This window comes from Bacillus sp. BD48 (genome assembly GCF_046566805.1).
GTDB classification, from domain to species: domain Bacteria; phylum Bacillota; class Bacilli; order Bacillales; family Bacillaceae; genus Bacillus; species Bacillus safensis.
On the sequence record NZ_JANGFM010000003.1, the window covers coordinates 76,236 to 97,518 of the forward strand.

Annotated in this window: 29 protein-coding genes; 10 read left to right on the forward strand and 19 right to left on the reverse strand. The window is 41.2% G+C overall.

Annotated elements, in window-relative coordinates:
- Window positions 1-4: 4 nt before the first annotated feature.
- The 3 genes from ACLGGR_RS10220 to rarD all read right to left on the reverse strand — a co-directional run bounded on the left by ACLGGR_RS10220 (window position 5) and on the right by rarD (window position 1,623).
- Window positions 5-355 carry a YojF family protein gene (locus tag ACLGGR_RS10220; protein WP_008359999.1) on the reverse strand — a complete coding sequence of 117 codons (351 nt, stop codon included), beginning with the start codon at window positions 353-355 and terminating at the stop codon, window positions 5-7.
- Window positions 352-633 carry a hypothetical protein gene (locus ACLGGR_RS10225; RefSeq protein WP_142945798.1) on the reverse strand — a complete coding sequence of 94 codons (282 nt, stop codon included), beginning with the start codon at window positions 631-633 and terminating at the stop codon, window positions 352-354. Before ACLGGR_RS10225 ends, ACLGGR_RS10220 begins: the two co-directional genes overlap by 4 nt.
- Window positions 634-711: 78 nt before the next feature.
- Window positions 712-1,623, reverse strand: a complete 912-nt coding sequence (gene rarD, locus ACLGGR_RS10230; RefSeq protein ID WP_029705997.1) for an EamA family transporter RarD — start codon at window positions 1,621-1,623, stop codon at window positions 712-714.
- 86 nt (window positions 1,624-1,709) lie between these two features.
- On the opposite strand from rarD, the gene ACLGGR_RS10235 reads away from it, so the two are divergent.
- Complete coding sequence (locus ACLGGR_RS10235) at window positions 1,710-2,183, forward strand: Hsp20/alpha crystallin family protein (RefSeq protein ID WP_039179316.1); 474 nt, start codon at window positions 1,710-1,712, stop codon at window positions 2,181-2,183.
- Window positions 2,184-2,223: 40 nt separating this feature from the next.
- Here ACLGGR_RS10235 and ACLGGR_RS10240 read toward each other — a convergent pair whose 3' ends face one another.
- Entirely contained in the window at window positions 2,224-2,442 is a 219-nt protein-coding gene (locus ACLGGR_RS10240; protein ID WP_024422697.1) for a hypothetical protein, read from the reverse strand.
- A gap of 75 nt (window positions 2,443-2,517) precedes the next feature.
- The gene (locus ACLGGR_RS10245; RefSeq protein ID WP_142945800.1) at window positions 2,518-2,850 is read right to left on the reverse strand and encodes a winged helix-turn-helix transcriptional regulator; all 333 of its coding nucleotides are present in this window, start codon (window positions 2,848-2,850) and stop codon (window positions 2,518-2,520) included.
- Window positions 2,851-2,988: 138 nt separating this feature from the next.
- Between ACLGGR_RS10245 and ACLGGR_RS10250 the strand changes: the two genes are divergently transcribed.
- From ACLGGR_RS10250 to ACLGGR_RS10260, 3 genes are all read left to right on the forward strand, one after another.
- Window positions 2,989-3,606, forward strand: a complete 618-nt coding sequence (locus ACLGGR_RS10250) for a nitroreductase family protein (protein ID WP_251216675.1) — start codon at window positions 2,989-2,991, stop codon at window positions 3,604-3,606.
- A gap of 237 nt (window positions 3,607-3,843) precedes the next feature.
- Window positions 3,844-4,047 carry a DUF3311 domain-containing protein gene (locus tag ACLGGR_RS10255; protein WP_024422700.1) on the forward strand — a complete coding sequence of 68 codons (204 nt, stop codon included), beginning with the start codon at window positions 3,844-3,846 and terminating at the stop codon, window positions 4,045-4,047.
- Window positions 4,047-5,534 carry a sodium:solute symporter family protein gene (locus tag ACLGGR_RS10260; RefSeq protein WP_323647558.1) on the forward strand — a complete coding sequence of 496 codons (1,488 nt, stop codon included), beginning with the start codon at window positions 4,047-4,049 and terminating at the stop codon, window positions 5,532-5,534. The genes ACLGGR_RS10255 and ACLGGR_RS10260 overlap by 1 nt, the downstream gene beginning before the upstream one ends.
- Window positions 5,535-5,770: 236 nt before the next feature.
- Here the strand turns inward: ACLGGR_RS10260 and ACLGGR_RS10265 are convergent, their stop codons facing one another.
- Entirely contained in the window at window positions 5,771-7,156 is a 1,386-nt protein-coding gene (locus ACLGGR_RS10265) for a S41 family peptidase (protein ID WP_142945803.1), read from the reverse strand.
- Window positions 7,157-7,305: 149 nt separating this feature from the next.
- Between ACLGGR_RS10265 and ACLGGR_RS10270 the strand changes: the two genes are divergently transcribed.
- Together ACLGGR_RS10270 and ACLGGR_RS10275 are read left to right on the forward strand one after the other, a co-directional pair.
- Window positions 7,306-8,004 (forward strand): class I SAM-dependent methyltransferase, encoded by a 699-nt coding sequence (locus tag ACLGGR_RS10270; RefSeq protein WP_251216671.1) that lies wholly within the window; start codon window positions 7,306-7,308, stop codon window positions 8,002-8,004.
- Between the two features lie 92 nt (window positions 8,005-8,096).
- A complete protein-coding gene (locus ACLGGR_RS10275; RefSeq protein WP_024422704.1) occupies window positions 8,097-8,348 on the forward strand; it encodes a hypothetical protein in 252 nt (83 codons plus the stop codon).
- Window positions 8,349-8,398: 50 nt separating this feature from the next.
- Here ACLGGR_RS10275 and ACLGGR_RS10280 read toward each other — a convergent pair whose 3' ends face one another.
- From ACLGGR_RS10280 to ACLGGR_RS10300, 5 genes are all read right to left on the reverse strand, one after another.
- Window positions 8,399-9,229, reverse strand: a complete 831-nt coding sequence (locus ACLGGR_RS10280) for a M15 family metallopeptidase (RefSeq protein WP_048239412.1) — start codon at window positions 9,227-9,229, stop codon at window positions 8,399-8,401.
- Between the two features lie 68 nt (window positions 9,230-9,297).
- Window positions 9,298-9,993 (reverse strand): purine-nucleoside phosphorylase, encoded by a 696-nt coding sequence (deoD, locus tag ACLGGR_RS10285; RefSeq protein WP_012010274.1) that lies wholly within the window; start codon window positions 9,991-9,993, stop codon window positions 9,298-9,300.
- A gap of 112 nt (window positions 9,994-10,105) precedes the next feature.
- Window positions 10,106-10,423 (reverse strand): hypothetical protein, encoded by a 318-nt coding sequence (locus ACLGGR_RS10290; RefSeq protein ID WP_251216670.1) that lies wholly within the window; start codon window positions 10,421-10,423, stop codon window positions 10,106-10,108.
- Window positions 10,424-10,477: 54 nt separating this feature from the next.
- The gene (locus tag ACLGGR_RS10295; RefSeq protein ID WP_251216669.1) at window positions 10,478-11,086 is read right to left on the reverse strand and encodes a phosphatase PAP2 family protein; all 609 of its coding nucleotides are present in this window, start codon (window positions 11,084-11,086) and stop codon (window positions 10,478-10,480) included.
- 50 nt (window positions 11,087-11,136) lie between these two features.
- A complete protein-coding gene (locus ACLGGR_RS10300) occupies window positions 11,137-11,307 on the reverse strand; it encodes a YozD family protein (protein WP_012010277.1) in 171 nt (56 codons plus the stop codon).
- Window positions 11,308-11,426: 119 nt separating this feature from the next.
- Between ACLGGR_RS10300 and ACLGGR_RS10305 the strand changes: the two genes are divergently transcribed.
- Window positions 11,427-11,561 carry a hypothetical protein gene (locus tag ACLGGR_RS10305; protein WP_258182067.1) on the forward strand — a complete coding sequence of 45 codons (135 nt, stop codon included), beginning with the start codon at window positions 11,427-11,429 and terminating at the stop codon, window positions 11,559-11,561.
- On the opposite strand, the gene ACLGGR_RS10310 is transcribed toward ACLGGR_RS10305, so the two are convergent.
- From ACLGGR_RS10310 to cgeC, 7 genes are all read right to left on the reverse strand, one after another.
- Window positions 11,558-12,238: a hypothetical protein gene (locus ACLGGR_RS10310; RefSeq protein ID WP_142945808.1), complete on the reverse strand. Its 681-nt coding sequence runs from the start codon at window positions 12,236-12,238 to the stop codon at window positions 11,558-11,560. The two genes, ACLGGR_RS10305 and ACLGGR_RS10310, sit on opposite strands and share 4 nt — an antisense overlap.
- Window positions 12,239-12,380: 142 nt before the next feature.
- A complete protein-coding gene (locus tag ACLGGR_RS10315; protein ID WP_024422709.1) occupies window positions 12,381-12,605 on the reverse strand; it encodes a YozE family protein in 225 nt (74 codons plus the stop codon).
- Between the two features lie 79 nt (window positions 12,606-12,684).
- Entirely contained in the window at window positions 12,685-12,966 is a 282-nt protein-coding gene (locus tag ACLGGR_RS10320; RefSeq protein WP_251216668.1) for a YokU family protein, read from the reverse strand.
- Between the two features lie 2 nt (window positions 12,967-12,968).
- The gene (gene kamA, locus ACLGGR_RS10325; protein WP_410973035.1) at window positions 12,969-14,369 is read right to left on the reverse strand and encodes a lysine 2,3-aminomutase; all 1,401 of its coding nucleotides are present in this window, start codon (window positions 14,367-14,369) and stop codon (window positions 12,969-12,971) included.
- Between the two features lie 117 nt (window positions 14,370-14,486).
- On the reverse strand, window positions 14,487-15,863 hold the full coding sequence (locus ACLGGR_RS10330) for a sigma-54 interaction domain-containing protein (protein ID WP_410973036.1): 1,377 nt from the start codon (window positions 15,861-15,863) through the stop codon (window positions 14,487-14,489).
- A gap of 147 nt (window positions 15,864-16,010) precedes the next feature.
- The gene (locus ACLGGR_RS10335; RefSeq protein WP_410973037.1) at window positions 16,011-17,306 is read right to left on the reverse strand and encodes a glycosyltransferase family 2 protein; all 1,296 of its coding nucleotides are present in this window, start codon (window positions 17,304-17,306) and stop codon (window positions 16,011-16,013) included.
- A gap of 17 nt (window positions 17,307-17,323) precedes the next feature.
- The gene (gene cgeC, locus ACLGGR_RS10340) at window positions 17,324-17,644 is read right to left on the reverse strand and encodes a spore maturation protein CgeC (RefSeq protein ID WP_142945813.1); all 321 of its coding nucleotides are present in this window, start codon (window positions 17,642-17,644) and stop codon (window positions 17,324-17,326) included.
- A 207-nt stretch (window positions 17,645-17,851) separates the two neighbouring features.
- Here cgeC and ACLGGR_RS10345 point away from each other — a divergent pair, with 207 nt between their 5' ends.
- A complete protein-coding gene (locus ACLGGR_RS10345; RefSeq protein ID WP_142945814.1) occupies window positions 17,852-18,253 on the forward strand; it encodes a hypothetical protein in 402 nt (133 codons plus the stop codon).
- A gap of 15 nt (window positions 18,254-18,268) precedes the next feature.
- Window positions 18,269-19,231, forward strand: a complete 963-nt coding sequence (locus ACLGGR_RS10350) for a CgeB family protein (protein WP_410973038.1) — start codon at window positions 18,269-18,271, stop codon at window positions 19,229-19,231.
- A 29-nt stretch (window positions 19,232-19,260) separates the two neighbouring features.
- On the opposite strand, the gene ACLGGR_RS10355 is transcribed toward ACLGGR_RS10350, so the two are convergent.
- On the reverse strand, window positions 19,261-19,983 hold the full coding sequence (locus tag ACLGGR_RS10355; RefSeq protein WP_410973039.1) for an acylneuraminate cytidylyltransferase family protein: 723 nt from the start codon (window positions 19,981-19,983) through the stop codon (window positions 19,261-19,263).
- A 251-nt stretch (window positions 19,984-20,234) separates the two neighbouring features.
- Between ACLGGR_RS10355 and ACLGGR_RS10360 the strand changes: the two genes are divergently transcribed.
- Window positions 20,235-21,263, forward strand: a complete 1,029-nt coding sequence (locus ACLGGR_RS10360) for an SDR family NAD(P)-dependent oxidoreductase (RefSeq protein WP_410973040.1) — start codon at window positions 20,235-20,237, stop codon at window positions 21,261-21,263.
- The last annotated feature ends 20 nt before the right edge of the window (window positions 21,264-21,283 follow it).

A 21,283-nucleotide genomic window follows, 5' to 3' on the forward strand; every position in this document is an offset into this window, starting at 1 on the left:
TCTTCTACACCTGAAATGGTGTTTCACTAATTTGTAATGAGATCGCTAGTTTCCCGTCTGGCAAGTGTCCAGCTAAAAGCAGGCGGCCTTGGTCATCAAACACATAATCGGTTAATCCTTCTGCGTAAATCCATCCATCTTCTGTTTTCATTCCAACACGGTACGGGCCTTGTCCTTTTATTTTCGCCTGTGAATAGACGACTTTCGCGTTGCGGATATACGCCACAACTGTCATATTTTGTTCATTTACATGAGCTGAATAAGAACCAGTTGTCGTTTCAAGATGAACGAAGACTGGGCGATTTAAAAACGATTCGAGATGTGCTGTGACATCTTCCGTTTGAATTGGTTTCATGAGTGGTTCCTTCCTTCATTTTGAATTAATTCTCGCAGCTTTTTCGTATGTAAGCTGATCAGCTGCAGCTGATGATCATGCTTAAGCTCACTTTCTAAAATTCTCTCCACTGCAAGCACATACTTTTGGTGCAATGATTTTCTCGCCCGTGGATGAGTTCGTGCATCAAGTAAATCATCACATATGGCCTCGTGTAAAGAGGACATATCATCAACATCAAGCTGACGATTTTTCCATAAAGATTGATAGACGGCTGCAAGCTCATGAGCTGACGACATATGATCACCTCTACAGTTTTGGTAACAACTTATTATGACATGATCCGCCTGCAAAAAAAAGCAAACTGCTCGTTTGGCTTAATGAGAATTCGCTGTTTTTTTCATGCGTAATTGAGAGGTGGTAAACAGTAAAATCGCCACCCAAATACAAAGAAACGTCACAATTTTAGCTGCGGATAAGTGTTCGTGATAAACAAACAGCCCTAAAAACAGCGTAATCGTCGGTGCAATGTATTGCAAAATGCCCACTTGGTAAAGTGGAATTCTTTTTGCGCCTTCTGAGAATAAAAGAAGCGGCACGGCTGTAAAAACTCCTGCAAAAAACAAGAGGCCGAGCGACCCGAAGCTGTTAGGATTCATAGTCACAACAGGTTCTTTTAAGAAAAATAATAAGTACACAAGTGCAGCCGGTGCGAGAAGCAGCGTTTCAATCGTCAAACCAATCGCGCTCGTGAAGCTCATCCTTTTTTTAATCAAACCATAAAAACCGAAGCTAAGGGCTAATAAGAAAGCAACGACAGGAAATGACCCGTATTGAACCGTTGAAAGGATCACCCCAAATGCGGCAATGAGGATTGCAATGGTTTGCCATTTATTTAGTCGTTCTTTTAAGAAAATAATACCTAATAGAACGGATACAAGCGGATTAATATAGTACCCTAAACTTGCTTCTAGCATAAGACCATGATTGACTGCCCAAATGTATACATACCAGTTGACCGAAATTAAAATAGCAGATAAAAGTAATGAAAAAAATGCTTTACCATCCAGTATGAGACCCTTTACTGTCTGCATCGCTGGGCGGACTTGTTTTAAATACAAAAGAATACCGCACATAAACACAAATGACCATAAAATTCTGTGCGCTAAAATTTCGCCTGACGAAATATGCTCCATCAGCTTCCAATATAATGGGAACAAACCCCAGAGTGTAAAAGATGCTGCCGTGTAGAGAACACCTTTTGATTGCTGTTCGTTCAATGTAACCATCCCTTTCTAAATCTAACGTATATTATAGCACGCACGCAGGTGAATGGGCATATACTAATTCAGGGCATTTAGAAAGGATGATTCGCATGTTCGACTGGAACCGATTATTCCCTTTTCAAAAGCAGTTCTCAAAGGAAGCCTTAAAGAATTCAGACCCTAAAGACGTTGAGCAGTATGTCAATCAAGTAATGGAAAGTGTATTCGGCTCGAATTATCCTGCTCAGTTCCCATTTCAGGACCCCCTTTCTCAAAATCAAAAAACGAGAGAAACTGATGTCCAAAAAGAAAAAGAGCCAGAAGTCGAAGTGTTTGAGACGACTGATCATGTGTTTGTCAAAATTGAACTTGCTCGTCCGAACACAGAAAAAGTCAAAATCAAACATACAGCCAATCTGCTGTTTATTGATCATTTTCCTGAAGAAGGGGCGCAGAAGAAAGTCGTCCTCCCTGCTGCTGTGAAACGAAAAGGAACGAAGGCGTCGTATCAAGATGGCATTTTGGAAATTATGTTTTTAAAGCATGATGATCCAGGAATTTCTGAAATTGATATTCCATTATAAAAAGCCTGCTTTGAAATGGAAGCAGGCTTACTCTTTTTTCTTAATAATATGGTGGATATCCGCCGCCATATGGTGGTGGAGCAGGTGGTGGCGGCGGCGGGTAATAAGGACGGGGATAATTAAAAATCGCACTTCCTAGAAATCCGCCAAGCAGTCCGCCGACTAAAGGAGCGCCAAAACCAAAAAACAAAGGGACTCTGGATTCATATGGCGGAATGCCAGGGGCGCCGCCTCGAAAATACGGAGTATGAGGGTACATGCATTTCTCCTCCTTTGTCATGTGCCTAACATCAGCATATTCATCAGGAGTCAAAACGTTTGGGCAAACCTGAAACTAGGCTTGCTCCTTTTTCTCGTGAGATCCCGTATACTCCCCTGCCCACCGAGATACCTCATGAAACACATCATGTAACGCATTCCCTTTTTCAGTTAAACTGTAAATGACTTTGACAGGCGTCTCAGGAAGGACAGTCCGCTCTATAATTCCTTCTTGCTCAAGCTCTTTTAAACGCTCTGCGAGCATTTTTTGACTGATAGATGGGATCGTGTCTGTGAGGTCTTTAAAGCGCTTTGGACCATCAAGCAATACATGAATAATGAGCCCATTCCACCTTTTGCCTAGGAGTAAAAAAGCTTGCTGAATATGTGGACATAATTGGAATTCCATAAATTTCAGCCTTTCTTTTCATGATTGTTTGACAAACTAACAGTGTACAATTTAAAATATCTCTAGTTACAATAAGTAAGTTTCTCACTTTTTAGTTATTGTACCATACTATTTGCAAAAACGGGAGGAAATATCCATATGGCGACCGATCAAAAAACGATTGACATCTTAAAACAAAGAGCTTCAGTAAAAGAGTATGATACTTCTCATGAAATGACAAAAGAAGAGTTAACAGAGCTTCTTGATATCACAACAAAAGCACCATCTGCTTGGAACCTTCAGCATTGGCACTTCACTGTTTTCCATAGTGCTGAAGCAAAAGCGAAGTTACTTCCAGTCGCGTACAATCAAAAGCAAGTATCACAAGCATCAGCTGTTATTGCTGTTCTAGGTGACCTTGAAGCTAACCAAAATGGCGAGAAAATCTACAGTGAGCTGGCTGAACAAGGCTTTATTACTGAAGACATTAAAGAGACATTGATGACTCAAATCAATGGCGCATACCAAAGCGAGCAATATGCACGAGAAGCAGCATATTCAAATGCTTCATTAGCTGCTATGCAATTAATGATTGCTGCGAAAGCAATGGGCTATGATACGTGTGCAATGGGTGGCTTCAGTAAAGAAGCGTACATCAAAGAATTCAATGTAAGCGGCCGCTACGTGCCGGTTATGCTGATTTCAGTTGGTAAAGCAGCGAAAGAAGCTCATAAAAGCAATCGTTTCGACATCGAAGAAGTATCTGATTTCCTTTAAAAATTGGCAAGGCCTCAGCTTTTATGCTGGGGCTTTTTTATTTGCATTAAATATTATTTCTCCATACTTTCTTTCATCTTCACCCTCTTTACATCTTCACTTTTCTCCTTTTTTAAGAATGAAAGCGTTATATTAGTATGATATTCACCAAAATGATTGTTTTTTCTGAAAATGGTCTTGTGATCTAATCTGACAACTGCTATTATTATGAAATTACAAAATATTCAGGAGGAAATCATGAACAAAAAATTGATGCTGGCACTACTTATCGCGATTCCATTCATCGGACAGCTCGCTTTGCTGCCTTTTGCGAATCGCATTCATCCATTTGTCATCGGCCTGCCCTTTTTCCACTTCTGGCTCTTACTATGGATTGTACTCACACCAATTTGCACGTTTATCATTTATAAGATGCAACATTCAAATGGAGGAACTGACTAATGCAAGGAAATTTAACAGCTTTATTGATTACTGCAAGTATTATTTTCATCGTCGTGGTCATCGGATTTGCCGCTGGTCGTGACAAATCATCAAGACAGTCAGTAGAAGAATGGTCTGTCGGCGGGAGAAAATTTGGCGGACTGCTCGTTTGGTTCCTCGTTGGCGCAGACTTATATACAGCTTATACCTTTTTAGGGCTTACAAGTACAGCTTATACAGCCGGAAGCGTTGCTTTTTTCGCAATTCCCTATTCAGTCCTAGCTTATTTTATTGCTTATTTCTTTTTACCGAAACTATGGACGGTTGCGAAAAATCACAACCTCACCACCCTTGCCGATTATGCACGTGAGCGGTTTGACAGCAAGCTGTTATCCAGTTTGATTGCGATTGTTGGAGTACTTATGCTGATTCCTTATATTTGTCTTCAGCTGAGCGGGATTCAAGATACGTTAACTGTCGCTGGAACTAGTTATATTAATGTGAATGCAGTTGTTATTATTTCATTTATTTTAGTCGCACTTTATACATTTTTCAGTGGTATTAAAGGTCCTACATATACAGCCATTATTAAGGATATTCTCGTTTGGGTGATCATGCTGTTTATGGTCGTTTCACTGCCAATCATTCACTTTAACGGCTGGACACCGATGATGAATACGTTAGCCAAAGAAGCGCCTCAGCTTCTAACAATCCCTGAAGGCGGACCTAAAGGCATTTTATGGTTCATTACCGCTTCAGGCGTTTCTGCCCTTGCTTTGTTTATGTGGGCACACGCGGCAACTGGGGTTTTTACAGCCAAAAGCGCAGATGCCATCCGTAAAAACAGCATGTTTTTACCTCTTTATAATATTGTATTGATTTTGGTCATCTTCCTTGGGTTTATTGCCTTTTTAGTCTTACCAGAAGATACAAATCCAAGATTTGCTCTTCTTCATTTAATTCAAACGTCATATGGCGGCGTGATGCAGGGACTCGCTTATTCAACGATTGCACTGGCTTCCCTCATTCCATGCTCCATTATGGCCATTGGCGCATCGAATTTATTTGCCAATAATTTATACCGTGACTTAATTCATCCGAATGTGTCACCTAAAAGATTGACCATCATCACACGTTCGATGGTGTTTATCGTCATTGGGCTCGCTCTTTTATTCGGGATGCTGTTCCCAACTGCACTTGTCACGCTTCAGCTTATTGGTGTTTCAGGAATGGTCCAAATCTTCCCAGCTATTGCTATCAGCTTGTTCTGGAAAAAACAATCGAGAGAAGCAACGATTGCCGGGTTAGTCATTGGCATCATTGTCACCTTTACAGCGAATATCTCACAAGTCACGTTCGGTCTTTATGAAGGTTTTCTTGGTTTACTAGCAAACGTCGTCGTCATCTTGATTTTGAATCCATTCTTCCAAAAGAAGGTCACATCCAATTCTGTCATGAATGATCTATTTGAAAAGAATGATGAAAAAACAGAAGCGATCACAAGATAAGAAAAAGCAGTCCCCTATGAGGACTGCTTTCAGCGCGCGGACAAACCCTCGCATTCGGTGTCAGGTCTGCGCTACGGTGCTCACGAATGCTTCATTCGCTCCGCTCCGGTACTCGCCCTTCCTAGACTTCAAAGGTTTTCTATCACGCTGAAAAGAAGACAAAGGACTAAAATAAAGATCATTTCAGCCCTTTGTCAAAAATCTTAAAAGCAGTCCCCTGATGAGGACTGCTTTTTTTATTTCATTTCTTTTTTCAAGACTTCAATGGCTTTTTTCATTTGTGTATCGTTGTTCTTTAGCTTATCTTGGATCTTTGTCATCAGTACGGTCGTTGTATCTCCTGTCAGAATACCGTCTGCCTTCAGATCGTTGTCTGTTTGGAAGCTTTTGACGATAGACTGGAATGCTTGATCGTACTCACCGTTTGCTTTTGCTTTGTAGCCAAGCGCTTGGAACATTTTTTGAGCCGCTTTGACTTCATCTCCATTGTCATTTAGCTCATATGATTTTTTCGGGCTTAAGTAAGGCAGCTTTGCATAGCTTGGGAGAGCTGCTTTAACCTGTGGTTCAATTCCTTTTTTGTGAATCCAAGAACCGTCTGGTGTCAGCCATTTTGCAATGGTTAACTTGACACTAGAACCATCATTATAATTTTGTGCATTTTGAACAGTTCCTTTGCCAAACGTCTTTTCACCCACAATTTGAATGCCTGAAGATTGGTGCAGAGCCGCCGCCATGATTTCAGCAGCGCTGGCTGAGCCGCCATTTACAAGGACAACTGCCGGCTGATGGACTTTACGTTCTTTTTCAGCCTTGTACACTTGTTTCTTCCCTTTTTCTTCAACCTGCATAATGACTTTCCCTTTATCGATAAAGTCATTACTCATTTCAATGGCTTCTGTCATGATGCCGCCTGGATTATCTCTCAGGTCAATGACAAAACCTTTTGCCCCTTTTTTCTCGAGGTCATCAATTGCTTTATCCAGCTCTTTCGATGTGGTTTCAGCAAAGGACGTAATTTGGATTTCTCCTATTTTGTCTTTAGTGAGTTTTGCATAAACCGTTTCAAGCGGAATCGTGTCTCTCGTGATGGTCACATCTACATTGCCGACTCCTTGACGGTTGAGGTGCAGCTTAACATCCGTTCCTTTTTTCCCTCTGATGAGAGAGACTGCTTTATTGACCGACATTCCTTTGGTGCTTTTTCCATCCACTTTTAAAATATGATCATGAGGTTTCAAACCAGCTTTTTCAGCAGGAGAGCCTTTAATCGGTGCGACAATTAAAATTTGTCCATCCTTCTCTTCTACTTGTGCACCAATTCCTTCAAATGAAGAAGAAATGGTATTGTTAAATCCTTCAGCTTCCTCCTGATCCATATATGTAGAGTATGGATCATCAAGTGATGCAATCATTCCTTGGATCGCACCATCTACTAGTTTTTGATCATCCGTTTTTTCGTAATACTCATCTTTTACCTTCGTGTACGCAGCCATGAGTTTACTAAACTTCTCGTCTCCTGTGACGCTGACAGCACTTTGTTTTGTGATCACAAATGTAATCGCTGAGGACAGTGCAGCAGTCACCAGAATGGCTACCACGAACTTCACTTGTTTTTTCAAAAAAACACCACCTTTATCTCCTTTCATTATTATCAAGGACGATGCTTCATCCGTCAACCAAAGGATCAACTTCTATTTGAAAAGATAAGCCATTTGCCCTTCTATTGCATAATCTTTAGAGAGGAACAGATAAGGAAAGAAGGGATTTTATGAGTGACTATGTAGAAATGCTTGCCTATTTTGGCATATCAGGTGCCCATCCTGGCGGAATAGAGTTAACAAAAACGATGATTGAGCATATAAAACTGCCGCCTCATGCACGTATACTGGACGCCGGATGCGGTACAGGACAGACAGCTGCCTATTTAGGAAATGTAGGTTATCAGGTGGAGGCCATTGATACGCATCCATTGATGATTGAAAAGGCGAACCTGCGATTCAAGCGGGAAGACCTGCCGATCCGCGCTTTAGAGGCATCCATTGAGCAGCTGCCCTTTCCAGATCAATCGTTCTCTCTACTCATCAGTGAATCTGTTTTGAGCTTTACCAAGCTGCGTGATGCACTAGCTGAGATCAAGCGCGTCCTTGCTCCTGGAAGCCAATTGATTGCAAATGAAGCTGTGTTAAAAGCCCCTCTTACGCCTGAAGAGATGGCAGTTGTTCAAGATTTTTACGGCTTTCACTCGCTCTTGTCACTAGAAGAATGGAAGGAGCAGTTAACTGAAGCGGGCTTCCGTGACATTCAGATCCTCTCATTCGATGAACATATGGGGCAGGAGGAACCGACAGAAATGGAATTATCTGAACACATACCGCCTTCTCTTTACGAGACACTGCAAACACACTACGATCTCATTCAAGCACACCGAAAGCAGTTAAGTCACATTCTATTTGAATGCACCGTATAAAATGAGCGAATCTCCTATATGTTTTGTCCAAACTCTATGAAGTCTCTCGCATAGGATAAGAGTGAAAAGAGTTTGTCATAAGGAGGAAAAACATGGAGCGCTACTACAAGCTTTGTCAGCAGCACATGGGGAAAGTCGCTAGAATCACTGACCGTAATGGCAGAGTACATGTCGGACGCATTGAGCGTGTGACAAACCGCAAAGTTTATATTCGTCCAGTCGGCGGGTCTCGCGGGGGCTTTGGCTTTGGTTATTGGGGCGGATATTATGGCTGGGGTGCAGCGTATGGCATCGGCCTCGGTTTCATTACCGGCTTCGCATTAGCAGGATTGTTCTTTTTTTAAAAGAAGAATAAGAGAAGGCCTCCCGAATAGTTGGGAGGCCTTTTACTTGTTTAGATTTTCTTTACTTTGTTCATGTATTCTTCAAATGTTAAATCGTGATCATGCATCGCTTTTGCGGCTTCTTTTCCAACATAGCGCAAATGCCACGGCTCATATTCGTATTTCGTAATGTCTTCTTTTCCTTTTGGATAACGGATGATAAAGCCATATTTATATGCGTTTTTAGCCACCCATTTGCCATCTGGTGTTTCACCAAACTTTTCAGAGATCTCAAAGCCGGCACTTTTTGACGAAATGTCCATGGCTAAACCTGTTTGATGTTCACTTTCGCCTGGTAGAGCGACTGCTTCTTGTGCTTTTTCTTTGCCTTTTAATTTGACCTCACTATCAAAAATGACTTTTTGACGGTCATAGGAGCGATAGCCAGATACTGCAGCAAGCTCGAAGTTTTCCTTTTTTGCACCTTTGAATAACTTCTCAAGCGCTTCCGCTGCTTCTTTGCGGATATATCGTTTTTCTATATCCTCCGAAAAAGAGAATTCTACTTTTGGTACAACGAGATCAGAAGGTTTATAGGTTCCTGGTAATGCATAATCTTTGTTGACAAGCGCTAGCACGTTTTCAGGATTTTGAATGGTTTTCAGACCGCTCACAACCTTGATGTCATTGAAATATTCACTCTTTAACGTCAGCTCTTGATTCGATGAATCTGCCGTATCGTTTGAGTTGTGCTGGGGAGAAGAACTTGCTGCGTTTTTTTGTTCGTTTGTTTTGTTTGATTCAGATGTACCGCTTTTTTGATCCAGCAACTGGCAGCCTGATAGTGCGGCTGTCAAACCAAGAATCGATGCGATTGAGAGTATTTTGTAGCTTTTCTTCATGACATACCTTCCTTTTGCTCTTCTAAAAAAATAAAGATGCGCTACATTGTAGCACACCCTTTATACTATTATAAAACGGAGTCTAGCGCAATTAAGATCATTTCATCAAACGTTGTTTGACGCTCTTCAGCCGTTGTTTCTTCTCCTGTTAGAACATGATCACTTACAGTCAAAATTGATAACGCTTTTCGGTCAAATTTTGCTGCAAGAGAATAAAGAGCAGTTGTCTCCATTTCAATCGCTAGGATACCATATTGAGCCATGAGCTCAAGTGGTTTTTCATTATAAAATTGGTCTGCTGTAAATACATTTCCGACCCGTACAGCGACATTTTTTGCTTCTGCAGTGTCGTAGGCTTTCTTGAGCAGGCCAAAATCAGCGCATGGCGCATAATCAATCGGTCCAAAAGCAACACGGTTCATTTGTGAATCTGTTGATGATGTCTGCGCTAAAATGACGTCACGTACATTGACATCCCTTTTGATGGCTCCGCAAGATCCAACGCGAATTAAGTTTTGAACATCATAGCTTTGAATGAGTTCATTCACATAAATCGAAATAGATGGTACGCCCATTCCAGTTCCCTGTACAGAAACACGTTTTCCTTTATAGGTTCCAGTATATCCATACATTCCGCGCACTTCGTTATAGCACTCAACATCTTCTAAATATGTATCTGCAATATATTTCGCACGAAGCGGATCGCCCGGCAGCAATACCGTTTCTGCAATTTGTCCTTTTTCTGCTCCAATATGTACACTCATTTTTTAGCCTCCACTTACGTTTACTATGTATTTTATCCTATTTATTATAAACGATCGAGCTTAAAAAAGAAAATACCAGCTGAATCTCAAGCTGGCATCATCAATCATCTATTTAACTTATCGTCATCATTCGTTCACTGCGTTTCCACCCTGCCGGAGAGAGCTGATAATAGCACTTCCCCTTTTTCCTATCATCAATCACAACAATATCACCTGTTGTGATAAACCGCGCATTGTAATCATTAGGGACTGTATCATGTACATTAAATGTCGAGAATGCTTTTTCCAGTACATCAAGATGTGTTCTGCCGCCAATCTTTGTCCGGTACACAGGCTGATGCCCGCTTGCAGCGCCATATTCAGGTGTCTGATAAATGGTTAATTGAAATGCTGAAGGTTTCTTTTGAAAAAATCTCAACGTCAATTGCATTCAAATCCCTCCCCTTTTATATAAAATTGGCTGGGATCTGGCAATTTCCTTCTTCTATTTTTGTCGAATGACAGACAATCTTTCGTCAATCTTTTTACAAATGAGAAATAAAGCAAGTCCTATCGCAAAGCCTCCAGCGACATCTGTCAAATAATGCACGCCGATATACATCCGGCTGATGCCAATGACCAGGACACCCAGTCCTGTGATCAAATAGACGATTTTTTGTCTTTCTTTCAGCCATGGGATCATTTCAACTAATAGATAAGCCATAAAAGGATAGATCGTGGCTGCATTCATCGAATGTCCGCTCGGAAAGCTGTAATACGTTTCATTAACAAGGTGATCAAATGCCGGACGCTCTCTAGCAAACAGCCCCTTTAATTCATGATTGACTGTCTTTTCTGTGAAATATAATAGAAAAAGCATCATGATAGAGTAATAACGCTTATACATAAACAAGACCACACTAAAAATGAGCATGACGGGAACGAGCAGCGCGCTGATGCCAAAGTCCGTCAAAGCCAGCATGACATCATTTAAAAAAGGGAGTCTGATGCTTTCAAACCATAAGATGATCTGGTTGTCCAAATCTTGACAAACCCCAGATACCATGAGCGCAGCAATGGCGCCAAATAAAATGAAAAGAAATAGGATATACACGCGAAAGATTCCCCTCCCTCTCTCTTCAGAATCTCTTCAAAGTATAGTACCTACCACGCCTCTTCTTCAACTATCATTGTTTTTTTCAGCATATATTCAAATGTAATGTCAGCCAGCTCAAACGTTTCAAGCTCAGCAGGTATGTACCCTCTTTTGATCAGCTCCATGTAGAAGAACTCCGCAATTTCCTCTGTATCAATCACCAAATCTGCTTCTTTCATTGCATTCCGCCTCCTTTTTTATGATGTATGAACGCCGGCTGTTTTTTATTACAGTTTGTCATAATGGCTCATTCCATACATATAAATGCAGTAAACAAAAAGAAAAGGGGCTTGAGGCAATGAAATGGTTAAGCATATTAGATGGAGAAACATTTGATCAGGTGATGGGCCGTATCTTGAGGGGATGGTTTTATGTGATTGTATTTTTTTGTGTGCCTTATTTTTTATTCGTGTTAGGACAAGTCTTTCTTTAACCAAAATGTTCGTGTAAACTTTCCAAAATAAAATCCATCATATCCTTATATTCTGGATCTTTGAAAAATTCGTAGAGAATTTTATAATCATTATAGATATCAAGAAGCTCATCCACTATAGATACAGCGAGAAATTCAAGTGAAGCTTCGCTTTCTTGTTTCTCTTCTAGCTGCAATAGAGCTGTTTGGACCATATCTTCTTCTAACTCTTTTGAGGTTTCTCCAACGTAATGCACAAAAAGAAGCTGATGAACAAACTGGTCCATCTCATACTTCCTTAGGACAAGCGTTAAATCTTCTTCTTCTGTTTCCAGCCACTCTCCGTCTTTTAGCCTCGTGAGTTCGTAAATGACATCTTCCCAGCCATCGTCAAGGTAGCGCCATATTTCAGTCCGATGACCGATGATTTTAAATAGCTCTTTTCCGTAATCTTTTACATATACAACATCGCCAATGAGGAACTCATATTCAATGTCCAGCTTTTCTGTATCGACAATCACCCCGTTATACTCATCGTAAAGCTGAAGTGATGTTTCAAAATAAAGCACCTCATTATGATTGACCTCATATAAATAGTGCTGGTCAATTTGATGGACTTTTGTAATCGTTCCGACTGTGCCGTACATGACAACGACGACAATATCCCCTACTTGATATTTTGGTGCTTTCGCCTTCATTCTGTCTCCCCCTTGCCCGACTTTTGGTCTTAACGTATCGTATGCCGGCGCAAGGAATTCTGCATGGGCAACCACACCATGCAAAACGCCATTTTATTTCTCATGAAAAAACCGCTTCTCCATTCGGACAAGCGGTTGTGTGTTATTTTTTTTTGACTTCTACTTCGTATTGCTCAAACGCTTCGTCAAATGTCGTCATTGAGCTTAAATAATCACCATTTAATTCTAAATAGGCACACAGCTCATGATAATCTGTGGAAGCTTTAGGAAAGCTGTGATCCTCATACGCAGCATTTGCGAAATGGCTGATTTCATCTTTCGGTTTTGGATGTCTGAACTTCATTAAATAATGGTAAAACGACTTCACCTGTTTTTCCCTCCGCGACTCTCTATTTTGTTGTTATATTATACAGCAATTTGATGACTTGTATAGGCGGAGGTACAACTTATGATGAAAAGTCAAAGTAATTTCGCTTTAATAACCGCTCCATGCTCATTAATTCTCCATAGGAGATTTTTTCTGGAAGTTTTGTCTGATCCACTAAAATTAATTGATCTTCAATCTCTTTGACCGTCTCATCCTTTTGATAGGTCATCCCGCAGTGCGTGCAGGAAATGGACGGCGTTTCGATGATTTCAATTGATTGTGTGCCCGTGATCAGTTCCCAATAGACTGTCGTCTGCTCTGCCTTTGCTTTGTTTTCCTCACACCAATCACATGTCAGCAAGGCTATTTCTCCTCCTTCACGGTTTGTTCTTTTTTGAGCAGCGCTTGATATTTCTTTTCTTTTAATTCATCTCGTTTTTCACGTTTGTTTTTGAGTGTGTCGTGTTCAGGATTTGTCTCATATGCTTCTCTACGTTTCATTCGGCTTAAATTCTCAGGCGTAAACGATCTCGCTTCATCCTGAAATAGTGCGGTCACACCAATTGCCGGTTCTTGTTTCTCTTCATAAATTTCATTGAAATACGCATCTGCCTGACCTGCGACGTAATGCTCTGGTTCTGGATAGGAGGTGATGACACCTTCAAAGTTACGAAGGACGACTTTGTCAGGGCTTTGCGATAGTAAATAATTTGGCTGTAAGGCAATTTTCCCTCCGCCTCCTGGCGCATCTACAACAAAGCTTGGTACTGCATAACCACTCGTATGCCCTCTTAAGCCTTCAATGATTTCAAGCCCTTTTGAGACTGGTGTTCTAAAGTGGCCAATGCCCTCAGATAAATCACATTGATAAATATAATATGGTCTGACCCGAATCTTCACGAGGTCGTGCATCAGCTTCTTCATAATCGGCACACTGTCGTTAATACCTGCAAGGATGACGGCCTGATTCCCTACAGGGACGCCGGCATTCACAAGACGTTCGCACGCTTCTTTTGCTTCTTTTGTAATTTCAATACTTGTGTTGAAATGAGTGTTCAGCCAAACTGGGTGATATTTTTTCAAAATCTCGCACAGCTCATCTGTAATACGCTGCGGAAAGACAACTGGCGCGCGGGTTCCAATCCGAATGATCTCAACGTGCGGAATGTCTCGTAAGTTTTTCAAAATGTATTCAAGCACTTGATCATTGATTAACAGTCCATCTCCGCCAGAAATTAACACGTCCCGCACCTCAGGTGTTTCTCTAATATATCCAATTGCAGCATCTAACTGCTTTTTCGGCACACCCATACCAATCTGGCCGGAAAAACGTCTTCTCGTACAATAACGGCAGTACATGGAGCACTGATTTGTCACAAGAAACAGTACACGATCTGGATACCGGTGCGTGAGCCCCGGGACAGGTGAGTCCTCGTCTTCATGCAGCGGATCTTCCAGATCATATTTTGTTTTATGAAGCTCTTCTGCAATTGGCACAGATTGCATACGTATTGGACATCTTGGATCGTCTGGATTCATCAGTGAGGCATAGTAGGGTGTAATGTTGAGTGGAATGGTTTTGGTGGAAATCTTCACCCCTTCTCGTTCCTCTTCTGTTAAGTTTACGATTTTTTCTAAATCCTCAAGCGTTTTCACGGTATGCGTCAGCTGCCAAATCCAGTCGTTCCACTTTTCCTCAGGTACATCATTCCAAAGCTCTATGTCCTTCCAGTGACGCGCCGGTTCATACAATTTCTGATTCATATCCATTCCCCCTATCAGCATTCACTTTATACTATGCAAGTTATGTGCCAACATGGGAAAATGCCCCTATTCTTTACAAAAGGAGCTTTACCCGTCATATTCAATTGAATGTTGTGCCTACAATTCGGCACCTGCATATTTCTTCAATTTATATTGCAGCGTTTGTCGAGGGATTTTTAAGGCGGCGGCGGTTTTTTTAATATTTCCATTATGCTGATGTAAAGCTTCTTGAATCAATGTTTGTTCAAATGAAGACACTTGATTTTTTAATGAGGATTCAGATGTTTCTTTTTCCAGCTTTTGCTCACGTAAGTGCGCCGGAAGGTATAGAGGGATGATCTCTTCCTCTTCCTTTGGCATCATCAACACGGCATGTTCTATCGTATGTTTTAATTCTCTAACGTTCCCAGGCCAGTGGTGAGCCATAAACAATCGTTCCGTTTCTTCAGAAAGGCGTGTGACGTTTTTTGAAAACTGCTGATGATAGGTTTGAATGAAGTGGCGGGATAGCAACGTGATATCTTGCTTTCTCTCACGAAGCGGCGGGATATGAAAAGATGACACATGCAGTCTATAAAATAAATCTTCTCTTAAAATTTGCTTTTTCACTGCTTCGAATGGGTCCATATTGAGCGCCGTAATGAGCCGAACGTCCACTTGAATGGACTTGGCATCACCGATGCGGCGTACAACACCATCCTCTAACACACGTAATAATTTCGTCTGAAGCGTGAGCGGCATCGCTTGCAGCTCATCAAGAAAAAGCGTGCCTCCATCAGCTAATTCAAAAAGTCCCTTGCGATCAATTGCACCCGTATAGCTTCCTTTGACAGATCCGAACAATAAACTTTCAAGTAATGATTCTGGGAGTGCTGCGCAGTTTTGTGGAATGAACACTTGGTTTTTTCGGTCAGATTCATGGACAATGGCTTGAACGAGCACTTCTTTTCCTGTCCCTGTTTCCCCGTAGACAACAACTGATGACGGATAAGCAGCTGCTTTTTTTGCCCTTTCAAGCATTTCTTTTAAAAGCGGATCATTTGTTAAAAATGAAGCAAAATCATGCATTTTTTCTACCCCAGCCACGTCATGTGTCCGCTTTTTTTGGCCTAAACGATTTGAAAGAGCGGACAGCTTCGATACATCTTTTGCCACTTCGACCGCACCTATTAATTCATTGTCTTCAATAATAGGCAATGTCGTGTTCACTGTTTCAATTCTTTCTCCGTTTTTATTCAAATAAGTTTGCAGCGAATGATAAATCGGCTTTCCTGTTCTCAACACATGCATGAGCGTACTTGTTTTTTCAGTTAAAGAGGGATACACATCAAGGATGTACTTGCCAATCACCTCTTCTTTTTGTAAACAGTCAAACTTAGCGGCATTATGATTGTAAAAAATCGTCATCCCTCGATCATCTACAACGTGGATGGCTTCATCAATGGCTTCTAAAATCAATTCAAACCAATCTGCTCTTTCGACAACCTTCCCCATTCTTTCCCCCTCACTTTCAGTGCCAAAAAACTGGCATCAATTGCCGAGTTTTCAGCGGCTTGATCATCTCTAAATGGTTCCCTGTCCTTTTCATGTTTCGCTTTTTCCTTCCTACTTCCTGCAATCATTGCTAAAAAAGCACCCCTCTTATGAGAAGTGCTTTCGTCCGGATGTTTGATAAAGAGACATATCGAATTCTTGCAGCGATTCCCTATACAGCGGCACAATCGGCTTTCCTTCTTGATATAACGTAAATTGGGACGGGTACAGCTTAATCGGTTGATGATAAAAAGCAAATCGCTTCACGACCTCAGAATCAATTCGGCAAAAGGTATGATGCACAAGTAAATAAACATCTTGTTTCCATTTAAACAGGCGCCTGTTTGGCGGACTGAAAACGGGAGAAGCTTGAATGATGCTGCCATCCTCAAATGCCTGAAGCTGGTCATTTGAAATCGTATAGATCTCTTTTGGGTGAAACTGAAAATATTGCACGTCACGTTTCGAAGCAAACCGTCTTTTTTTCTGATCTTCAATATAAAAGAACGTTTTTCCATGATCTGCGGTGACGACTGTATAATTGGGTACTGCCAGCTTCTCTTTCATTTCATATTTCATCTCACATAACAGTGGAACACGGATCGCACGCCTGTTCTTTTCATTTATCCAGCGTTTTTCAATCCCATGAAGTTTCCCGTCTGCGATTTGATAATAATCTCCTTCTTTTTCAATGACCGTTCCGTCAATTAAATCATACGGCATACTTGAAAACAGATGATGAAAGGAATGGGGCGTTTTATACGTTGTATCCAGTACATCTTTTAATGGAAAAAACGCAGCGAAATGATTCAGCCTCATCCAAAATACAGAATCTGCATGATGCCAGTGCTTTGGCTCATCGTCCCAATATTGTCCGTATGTTTCATGAATGAGTGGAAGCAAGCAGCTTCTGTGCATGACCGAACAATGGTCCACCTGAAAGGACGCATGCTCTAAGATTTGATCTGCTTCTCGAACATAGCTCATTGTTTCCACTAAATGCTGATCAACATGCACAACCCGCTGCGAGGAATACACAATATCTACATGAGGATTCGACTGAAAAACATCCACCATTTTAAGCAAACGATCTTTATGATACACGGTATCATCGGTTAAATAACAAATGAGCTCACCTGTTATACGGGTTAATGCTTCATTAATAAGCGTCGCATAACGTGCGGTTAACAGCCGTTTTGCCGGATGAACCGTGTGCGAATACAACTGAATGCGTTCATCACTTAAATAGGGCTGGATCTTTTGAATGGTGCCCTGTTCTGAGCCATCATCCATAATCAAAAGCTCCCAATGCGGATACGTTTGTTCTAGCATACTCTTTAGCACACGATCAATGAAATCTGGTTTATTGTAGCTTGTTAAAATCACCGATACTTTCATGATCATTATCCTTTTTGATTAGATTAAAAAGCCCCCCAGCTGACAATGTTCACATAAGGAACACTCACTCTTAGCTGATTTGTCGCGTTTTTAAAGACCGCTACCGTATCAAACAATTGCACGACAACCACGTTTTGAAGTACATCTCCATTAACTAAATGAACACGCGGCACCGGAATGCCAAGCTCAAGCCATGGACGAAGTAATTCTTTGATGTCTGACACATTCTCATCCTCACTTTCTTCTAAAAGGCGAAGAAGAAGTAAAATCAAGATGACTTCAAGCACTCCTTCCGACTCTAGTAATTCTTCGTTCCAACCATCTAATAATTGTTCAAATTCCATTCATAATCCCTCTCTCTTCACATTTAATCTTTACTAGAGTATGAGAACCACTTCATTTAGCCTCAGCATTTGAAAACATTTTTAAAAATGTGTGAACTGATTAATTGAAAAAAAGAACCAGGAATCAGCGTTATGCTTATGCCAAAAAAAATGAATGGCATATACATAGGGGTGAGTTTGAATTGATGAGGAAAGGATGGGGAAAAAATGAGCGACAAGCGTGCTGAATTAAAAAAAGAACTATTGAAAGTGTTTTTCAGACCACTTAGTCATGCATTAACAGTTAATTTCGAAGAAGGAGGAGTTCAAATGGAAGAAAAATTAAACGATTTATTAAGTGAAGTGGCAGCTGAGGCATCACCTTCAGATTCTGCGACAACACTCGATGTATCTCAGCCAGCAAGATGGATCTTTGCAAGACTTGCACCAGGAACAGTCATTAGCATTGTCACAGACTCAGGAGATTTAATTGGACCAGTTCAATTTGTATCATTCGATGCTTCAACAGGTGTTGTATTTGTTACACAAGAAAGCTCTGTCACACCTACAGGCTCAGCAACGACTCTATTAGATGTAGATAAAGTTGAAAGTGTTACATTCACATCTTAATGTGAGAGGGTCATCATGAAGCTTCTTTATATCAGTTCTGGCTACGGCGGAATCTATCACATGTTTGATCAATGGGTAGAAGAAAGCTTCATTGATTCCCCCTTTTCATGTGTAAAGATTGATAGAGAATCTCTACCCACTAACATGCACAAAATCCGGACATTTTCTCCGGATTTTGTTTTGATGATGATCGGTGATCATGTTCCGAAAGATGTGCTTCATCAATTCAAACAAGAAAAAATCCCGATCGTTCTATGGATGACAGAAGATCCCTTTTATACAGATGTATCGGCTGCTTGCGCACGAGATGCGCGGCTCATATTAACAATCGATGAAGGGGTTTTGCCATTTTACAAACAATTAGGCGCTGAAAATACGCACTACTTTCCCATTCCGACAAATACACGGATCTTTCAGAAAAATGATTCGCCAGAAGAGATGTGCACGTATGACATTGCACTCGTTGGCTACCCTTATCCCAACCGAATCAAAGCCATCGATACACTCTTGCAGCAAAACAAATGGCGTATTCTCGTTGCAGGTAAGGAATGGCACCGTCATTTAAATAAATCACGGAGACATTATCGAGATTTCACACTGATAACGAATTGGCTGAGTCCTCAGCAAATGGCGGACATCTATCAGCAAACAGCGATTGTCCTGAATCCGCATAGGCCGGCTCAATTTGCGTATAACAAAAACAAAGCCATGATTCAAAATATGAGTCTCAATAACAGAGCGTTTGACATTGCTGCAACTGGAAGTTTTCAATTGACGGATCTACATCCTCCGCATCTTTTTTCAAGCTTTGCTTTTTACAAAGATGAGGACGATTTGATAGAACAGGTTGAATACTATGGATCAAATGCAGGTGAAAGAAAGGCGGTCGCACTGAACAACTACGAGCAAACTGTTCGCTGGAATACATTTGATACGATGCCGCAAAGGCTTTATGAAATCGTAAAAAGCGCCCTATAACTGGGCGCTTTTCCTTGTTCAATGCCAGCTTATGCATGATCTTCCGCATCGTGGCGAGCCAATAAAACGTTTTCGGCCTCTTTCCGGTCTGCCTCCTGTTTCACCACAATCGACCGCGTGTGATCCATCATATATGCTCCGACAGATCCTTCTAAAAAGGAATGAATGCATTCTTTTGCATAATGAGCATGAAAAGCATATACCGCACCATTAAGACGGCCATACGTATATGGCTGCTCATGCTTTGGCATGAAAAAGTAATGATTGTCCTTATATAAAGTAGCTTCATTGTTTTCATGCAATGTCCAAGTTTCATTTGGGTTTTCTAACGCCTCTGTAAATGATGCCGTACAGTCATATCCCCCCTCCACTAAAAGCTGCAAGCATTTCTCGATATCTGCCGGCTGTCTTAGAGGAGACGATGGATGCAGATATAGCACAATATCAAAGGTTTTCCCCTCCCGCTCTAAATAAGCAAGCGCATGCTTCACAGCTAACAGCGACGGCGTTTGTTCTGTTACATGTGTGCTTGGCAGTTCAATCACATTTGCTCCGTAGTGAGATGAAATGATTTGCGTATTGACATCCTCGGACGAGACGATGACTTCATCTAACTCAATCATTTGCAGTAACGGCTGAATGGTCCAATAGATAAGCGGCCGCTCTGCCAAAATACGTATGTGTTCACCATGCTGGCCGTCGTGACTTCTAAATGCAGGTATCATAGCTAAAATACGATTTCCCCTATACATGTCTTCTCTTCTCCCCTCGCGCACAGCTCCCTTACCATTTTCTTCTCTGCTCGAGCTGACCGCAGTACTGAAGTATTCAGGTCTCTCGTTTTTCTAGTTGATCTCTTATCTCTCCATATTCTATTAAGACGACAAGCAGATGGTTATAATTTGTTCACCTAATTTATACATGAAGTGGTTCTTTTCCTCAAACGAATGCCGCTCTTTCACATATGATGCAAAGTAGAGAAATGAGAGTTGGGGGATTAGATATGTCCAAACAGATAGAAATGACTTTGAAGACTTTTTTTCGTGACAAAACGATATTAGTTACAGGCGGTACGGGATCAATCGGCCGGCAAATCGTGAATAAATTAACAAGTTGCTCTCCAAAGAAGATTATCGTCTTCAGTAAAGATGACAGCAAACAATACATGATGAAAAATGAGTACGCAGATCATCCAGAGGTCGTATTCGCTTTAGGAGATGTCCGGGATGCAAGCCGCGTGAGACTGCTCGTCAAAGGTGTGGATATCATTTTTCATGCAGCGGCCTTAAAACAAGTACCCACTTGTGAAGATAATCCGTTCGAAGCCGTTCAAACGAATATCATCGGCGGGCAGCATGTCATTGAAGCCGCAATTGAACATGAAGTGAGTCATGTCGTCAACATTTCAACTGACAAAGCGGTTTCTCCGACGAATGCCATGGGTGCAACAAAATTAATTTCAGAAAAACTATTTTTCCAAGCAAACGAAAGTATTCCAAATCAAAAAACCAGGTTTTGCTCTGTACGCTTTGGCAATGTACTTGGATCTAGAGGTTCCGTCATTCCCATCATGCTCCAGCAGCTATTAAATGAAAAACCTTTGACCGTGACTGATCCTCATATGACACGTTTTTTTATGTCCATTGAAGAGGCTGTTTCCCTCACACTTCAAGCAGCAATCATGATGAAAGGCGGCGAAACCTTCATTCTCAAGATGGAGTCCTTACAGCTTGCCGATCTCTTAAAAGCGTTTCATGAATATGCCGCTCAAATCAATGCTAAAACTCCGGATATTCTCGTAGTCGGAAAAAGACCTGGCGAAAAGCTTCACGAGGAGCTCACATTCCCGCACGAAGCAGATGCACTGTTTGAACATGAGCAATTTTATGCCATTTTACCGAGACCACATTTGCACCCTGCCTTTCAAAAAGTCGACTTAACGAATTACACCTCAAAAGAAGCACCGCTCATTACAAAAGAAAAGCTATTCCACATCATCAAACAATTACATCATACACATCATAAAAAATAAAAAATCGTCACACGGAAGCA

What these genes read in the sequence shown, in the direction of transcription:
- ACLGGR_RS10275 (WP_024422704.1), top strand. Translation starts at nt 8,097, where the DNA reads ATGGAGCGCTACTACAAGCTTTGTCAGCAGCACATGGGGAAAGTCGCT.
- cgeC (WP_142945813.1), bottom strand. Translation starts at nt 17,644, where the DNA reads ATGGAATTTGAACAATTATTAGATGGTTGGAACGAAGAATTACTAGAG.
- ACLGGR_RS10250 (WP_251216675.1), top strand. Translation starts at nt 2,989, where the DNA reads ATGGCGACCGATCAAAAAACGATTGACATCTTAAAACAAAGAGCTTCA.
- kamA (WP_410973035.1), bottom strand. Translation starts at nt 14,369, where the DNA reads ATGAATCAGAAATTGTATGAACCGGCGCGTCACTGGAAGGACATAGAG.
- ACLGGR_RS10360 (WP_410973040.1), top strand. Translation starts at nt 20,235, where the DNA reads ATGTCCAAACAGATAGAAATGACTTTGAAGACTTTTTTTCGTGACAAA.
- ACLGGR_RS10220 (WP_008359999.1), bottom strand. Translation starts at nt 355, where the DNA reads ATGAAACCAATTCAAACGGAAGATGTCACAGCACATCTCGAATCGTTT.
- ACLGGR_RS10300 (WP_012010277.1), bottom strand. Translation starts at nt 11,307, where the DNA reads ATGAAAGAAGCAGATTTGGTGATTGATACAGAGGAAATTGCGGAGTTC.
- ACLGGR_RS10235 (WP_039179316.1), top strand. Translation starts at nt 1,710, where the DNA reads ATGTTCGACTGGAACCGATTATTCCCTTTTCAAAAGCAGTTCTCAAAG.
- ACLGGR_RS10260 (WP_323647558.1), top strand. Translation starts at nt 4,047, where the DNA reads ATGCAAGGAAATTTAACAGCTTTATTGATTACTGCAAGTATTATTTTC.
- ACLGGR_RS10305 (WP_258182067.1), top strand. Translation starts at nt 11,427, where the DNA reads ATGAAATGGTTAAGCATATTAGATGGAGAAACATTTGATCAGGTGATG.
- ACLGGR_RS10290 (WP_251216670.1), bottom strand. Translation starts at nt 10,423, where the DNA reads ATGCAATTGACGTTGAGATTTTTTCAAAAGAAACCTTCAGCATTTCAA.
- ACLGGR_RS10350 (WP_410973038.1), top strand. Translation starts at nt 18,269, where the DNA reads ATGAAGCTTCTTTATATCAGTTCTGGCTACGGCGGAATCTATCACATG.
- ACLGGR_RS10240 (WP_024422697.1), bottom strand. Translation starts at nt 2,442, where the DNA reads ATGTACCCTCATACTCCGTATTTTCGAGGCGGCGCCCCTGGCATTCCG.
- ACLGGR_RS10345 (WP_142945814.1), top strand. Translation starts at nt 17,852, where the DNA reads ATGAGCGACAAGCGTGCTGAATTAAAAAAAGAACTATTGAAAGTGTTT.
- ACLGGR_RS10335 (WP_410973037.1), bottom strand. Translation starts at nt 17,306, where the DNA reads ATGATCATGAAAGTATCGGTGATTTTAACAAGCTACAATAAACCAGAT.
- ACLGGR_RS10355 (WP_410973039.1), bottom strand. Translation starts at nt 19,983, where the DNA reads ATGTATAGGGGAAATCGTATTTTAGCTATGATACCTGCATTTAGAAGT.
- rarD (WP_029705997.1), bottom strand. Translation starts at nt 1,623, where the DNA reads ATGGTTACATTGAACGAACAGCAATCAAAAGGTGTTCTCTACACGGCA.
- ACLGGR_RS10310 (WP_142945808.1), bottom strand. Translation starts at nt 12,238, where the DNA reads ATGAAGGCGAAAGCACCAAAATATCAAGTAGGGGATATTGTCGTCGTT.
- ACLGGR_RS10255 (WP_024422700.1), top strand. Translation starts at nt 3,844, where the DNA reads ATGAACAAAAAATTGATGCTGGCACTACTTATCGCGATTCCATTCATC.
- ACLGGR_RS10330 (WP_410973036.1), bottom strand. Translation starts at nt 15,863, where the DNA reads ATGGGGAAGGTTGTCGAAAGAGCAGATTGGTTTGAATTGATTTTAGAA.
- ACLGGR_RS10225 (WP_142945798.1), bottom strand. Translation starts at nt 633, where the DNA reads ATGTCGTCAGCTCATGAGCTTGCAGCCGTCTATCAATCTTTATGGAAA.
- ACLGGR_RS10270 (WP_251216671.1), top strand. Translation starts at nt 7,306, where the DNA reads ATGAGTGACTATGTAGAAATGCTTGCCTATTTTGGCATATCAGGTGCC.
- ACLGGR_RS10245 (WP_142945800.1), bottom strand. Translation starts at nt 2,850, where the DNA reads ATGGAATTCCAATTATGTCCACATATTCAGCAAGCTTTTTTACTCCTA.
- deoD (WP_012010274.1), bottom strand. Translation starts at nt 9,993, where the DNA reads ATGAGTGTACATATTGGAGCAGAAAAAGGACAAATTGCAGAAACGGTA.
- ACLGGR_RS10280 (WP_048239412.1), bottom strand. Translation starts at nt 9,229, where the DNA reads ATGAAGAAAAGCTACAAAATACTCTCAATCGCATCGATTCTTGGTTTG.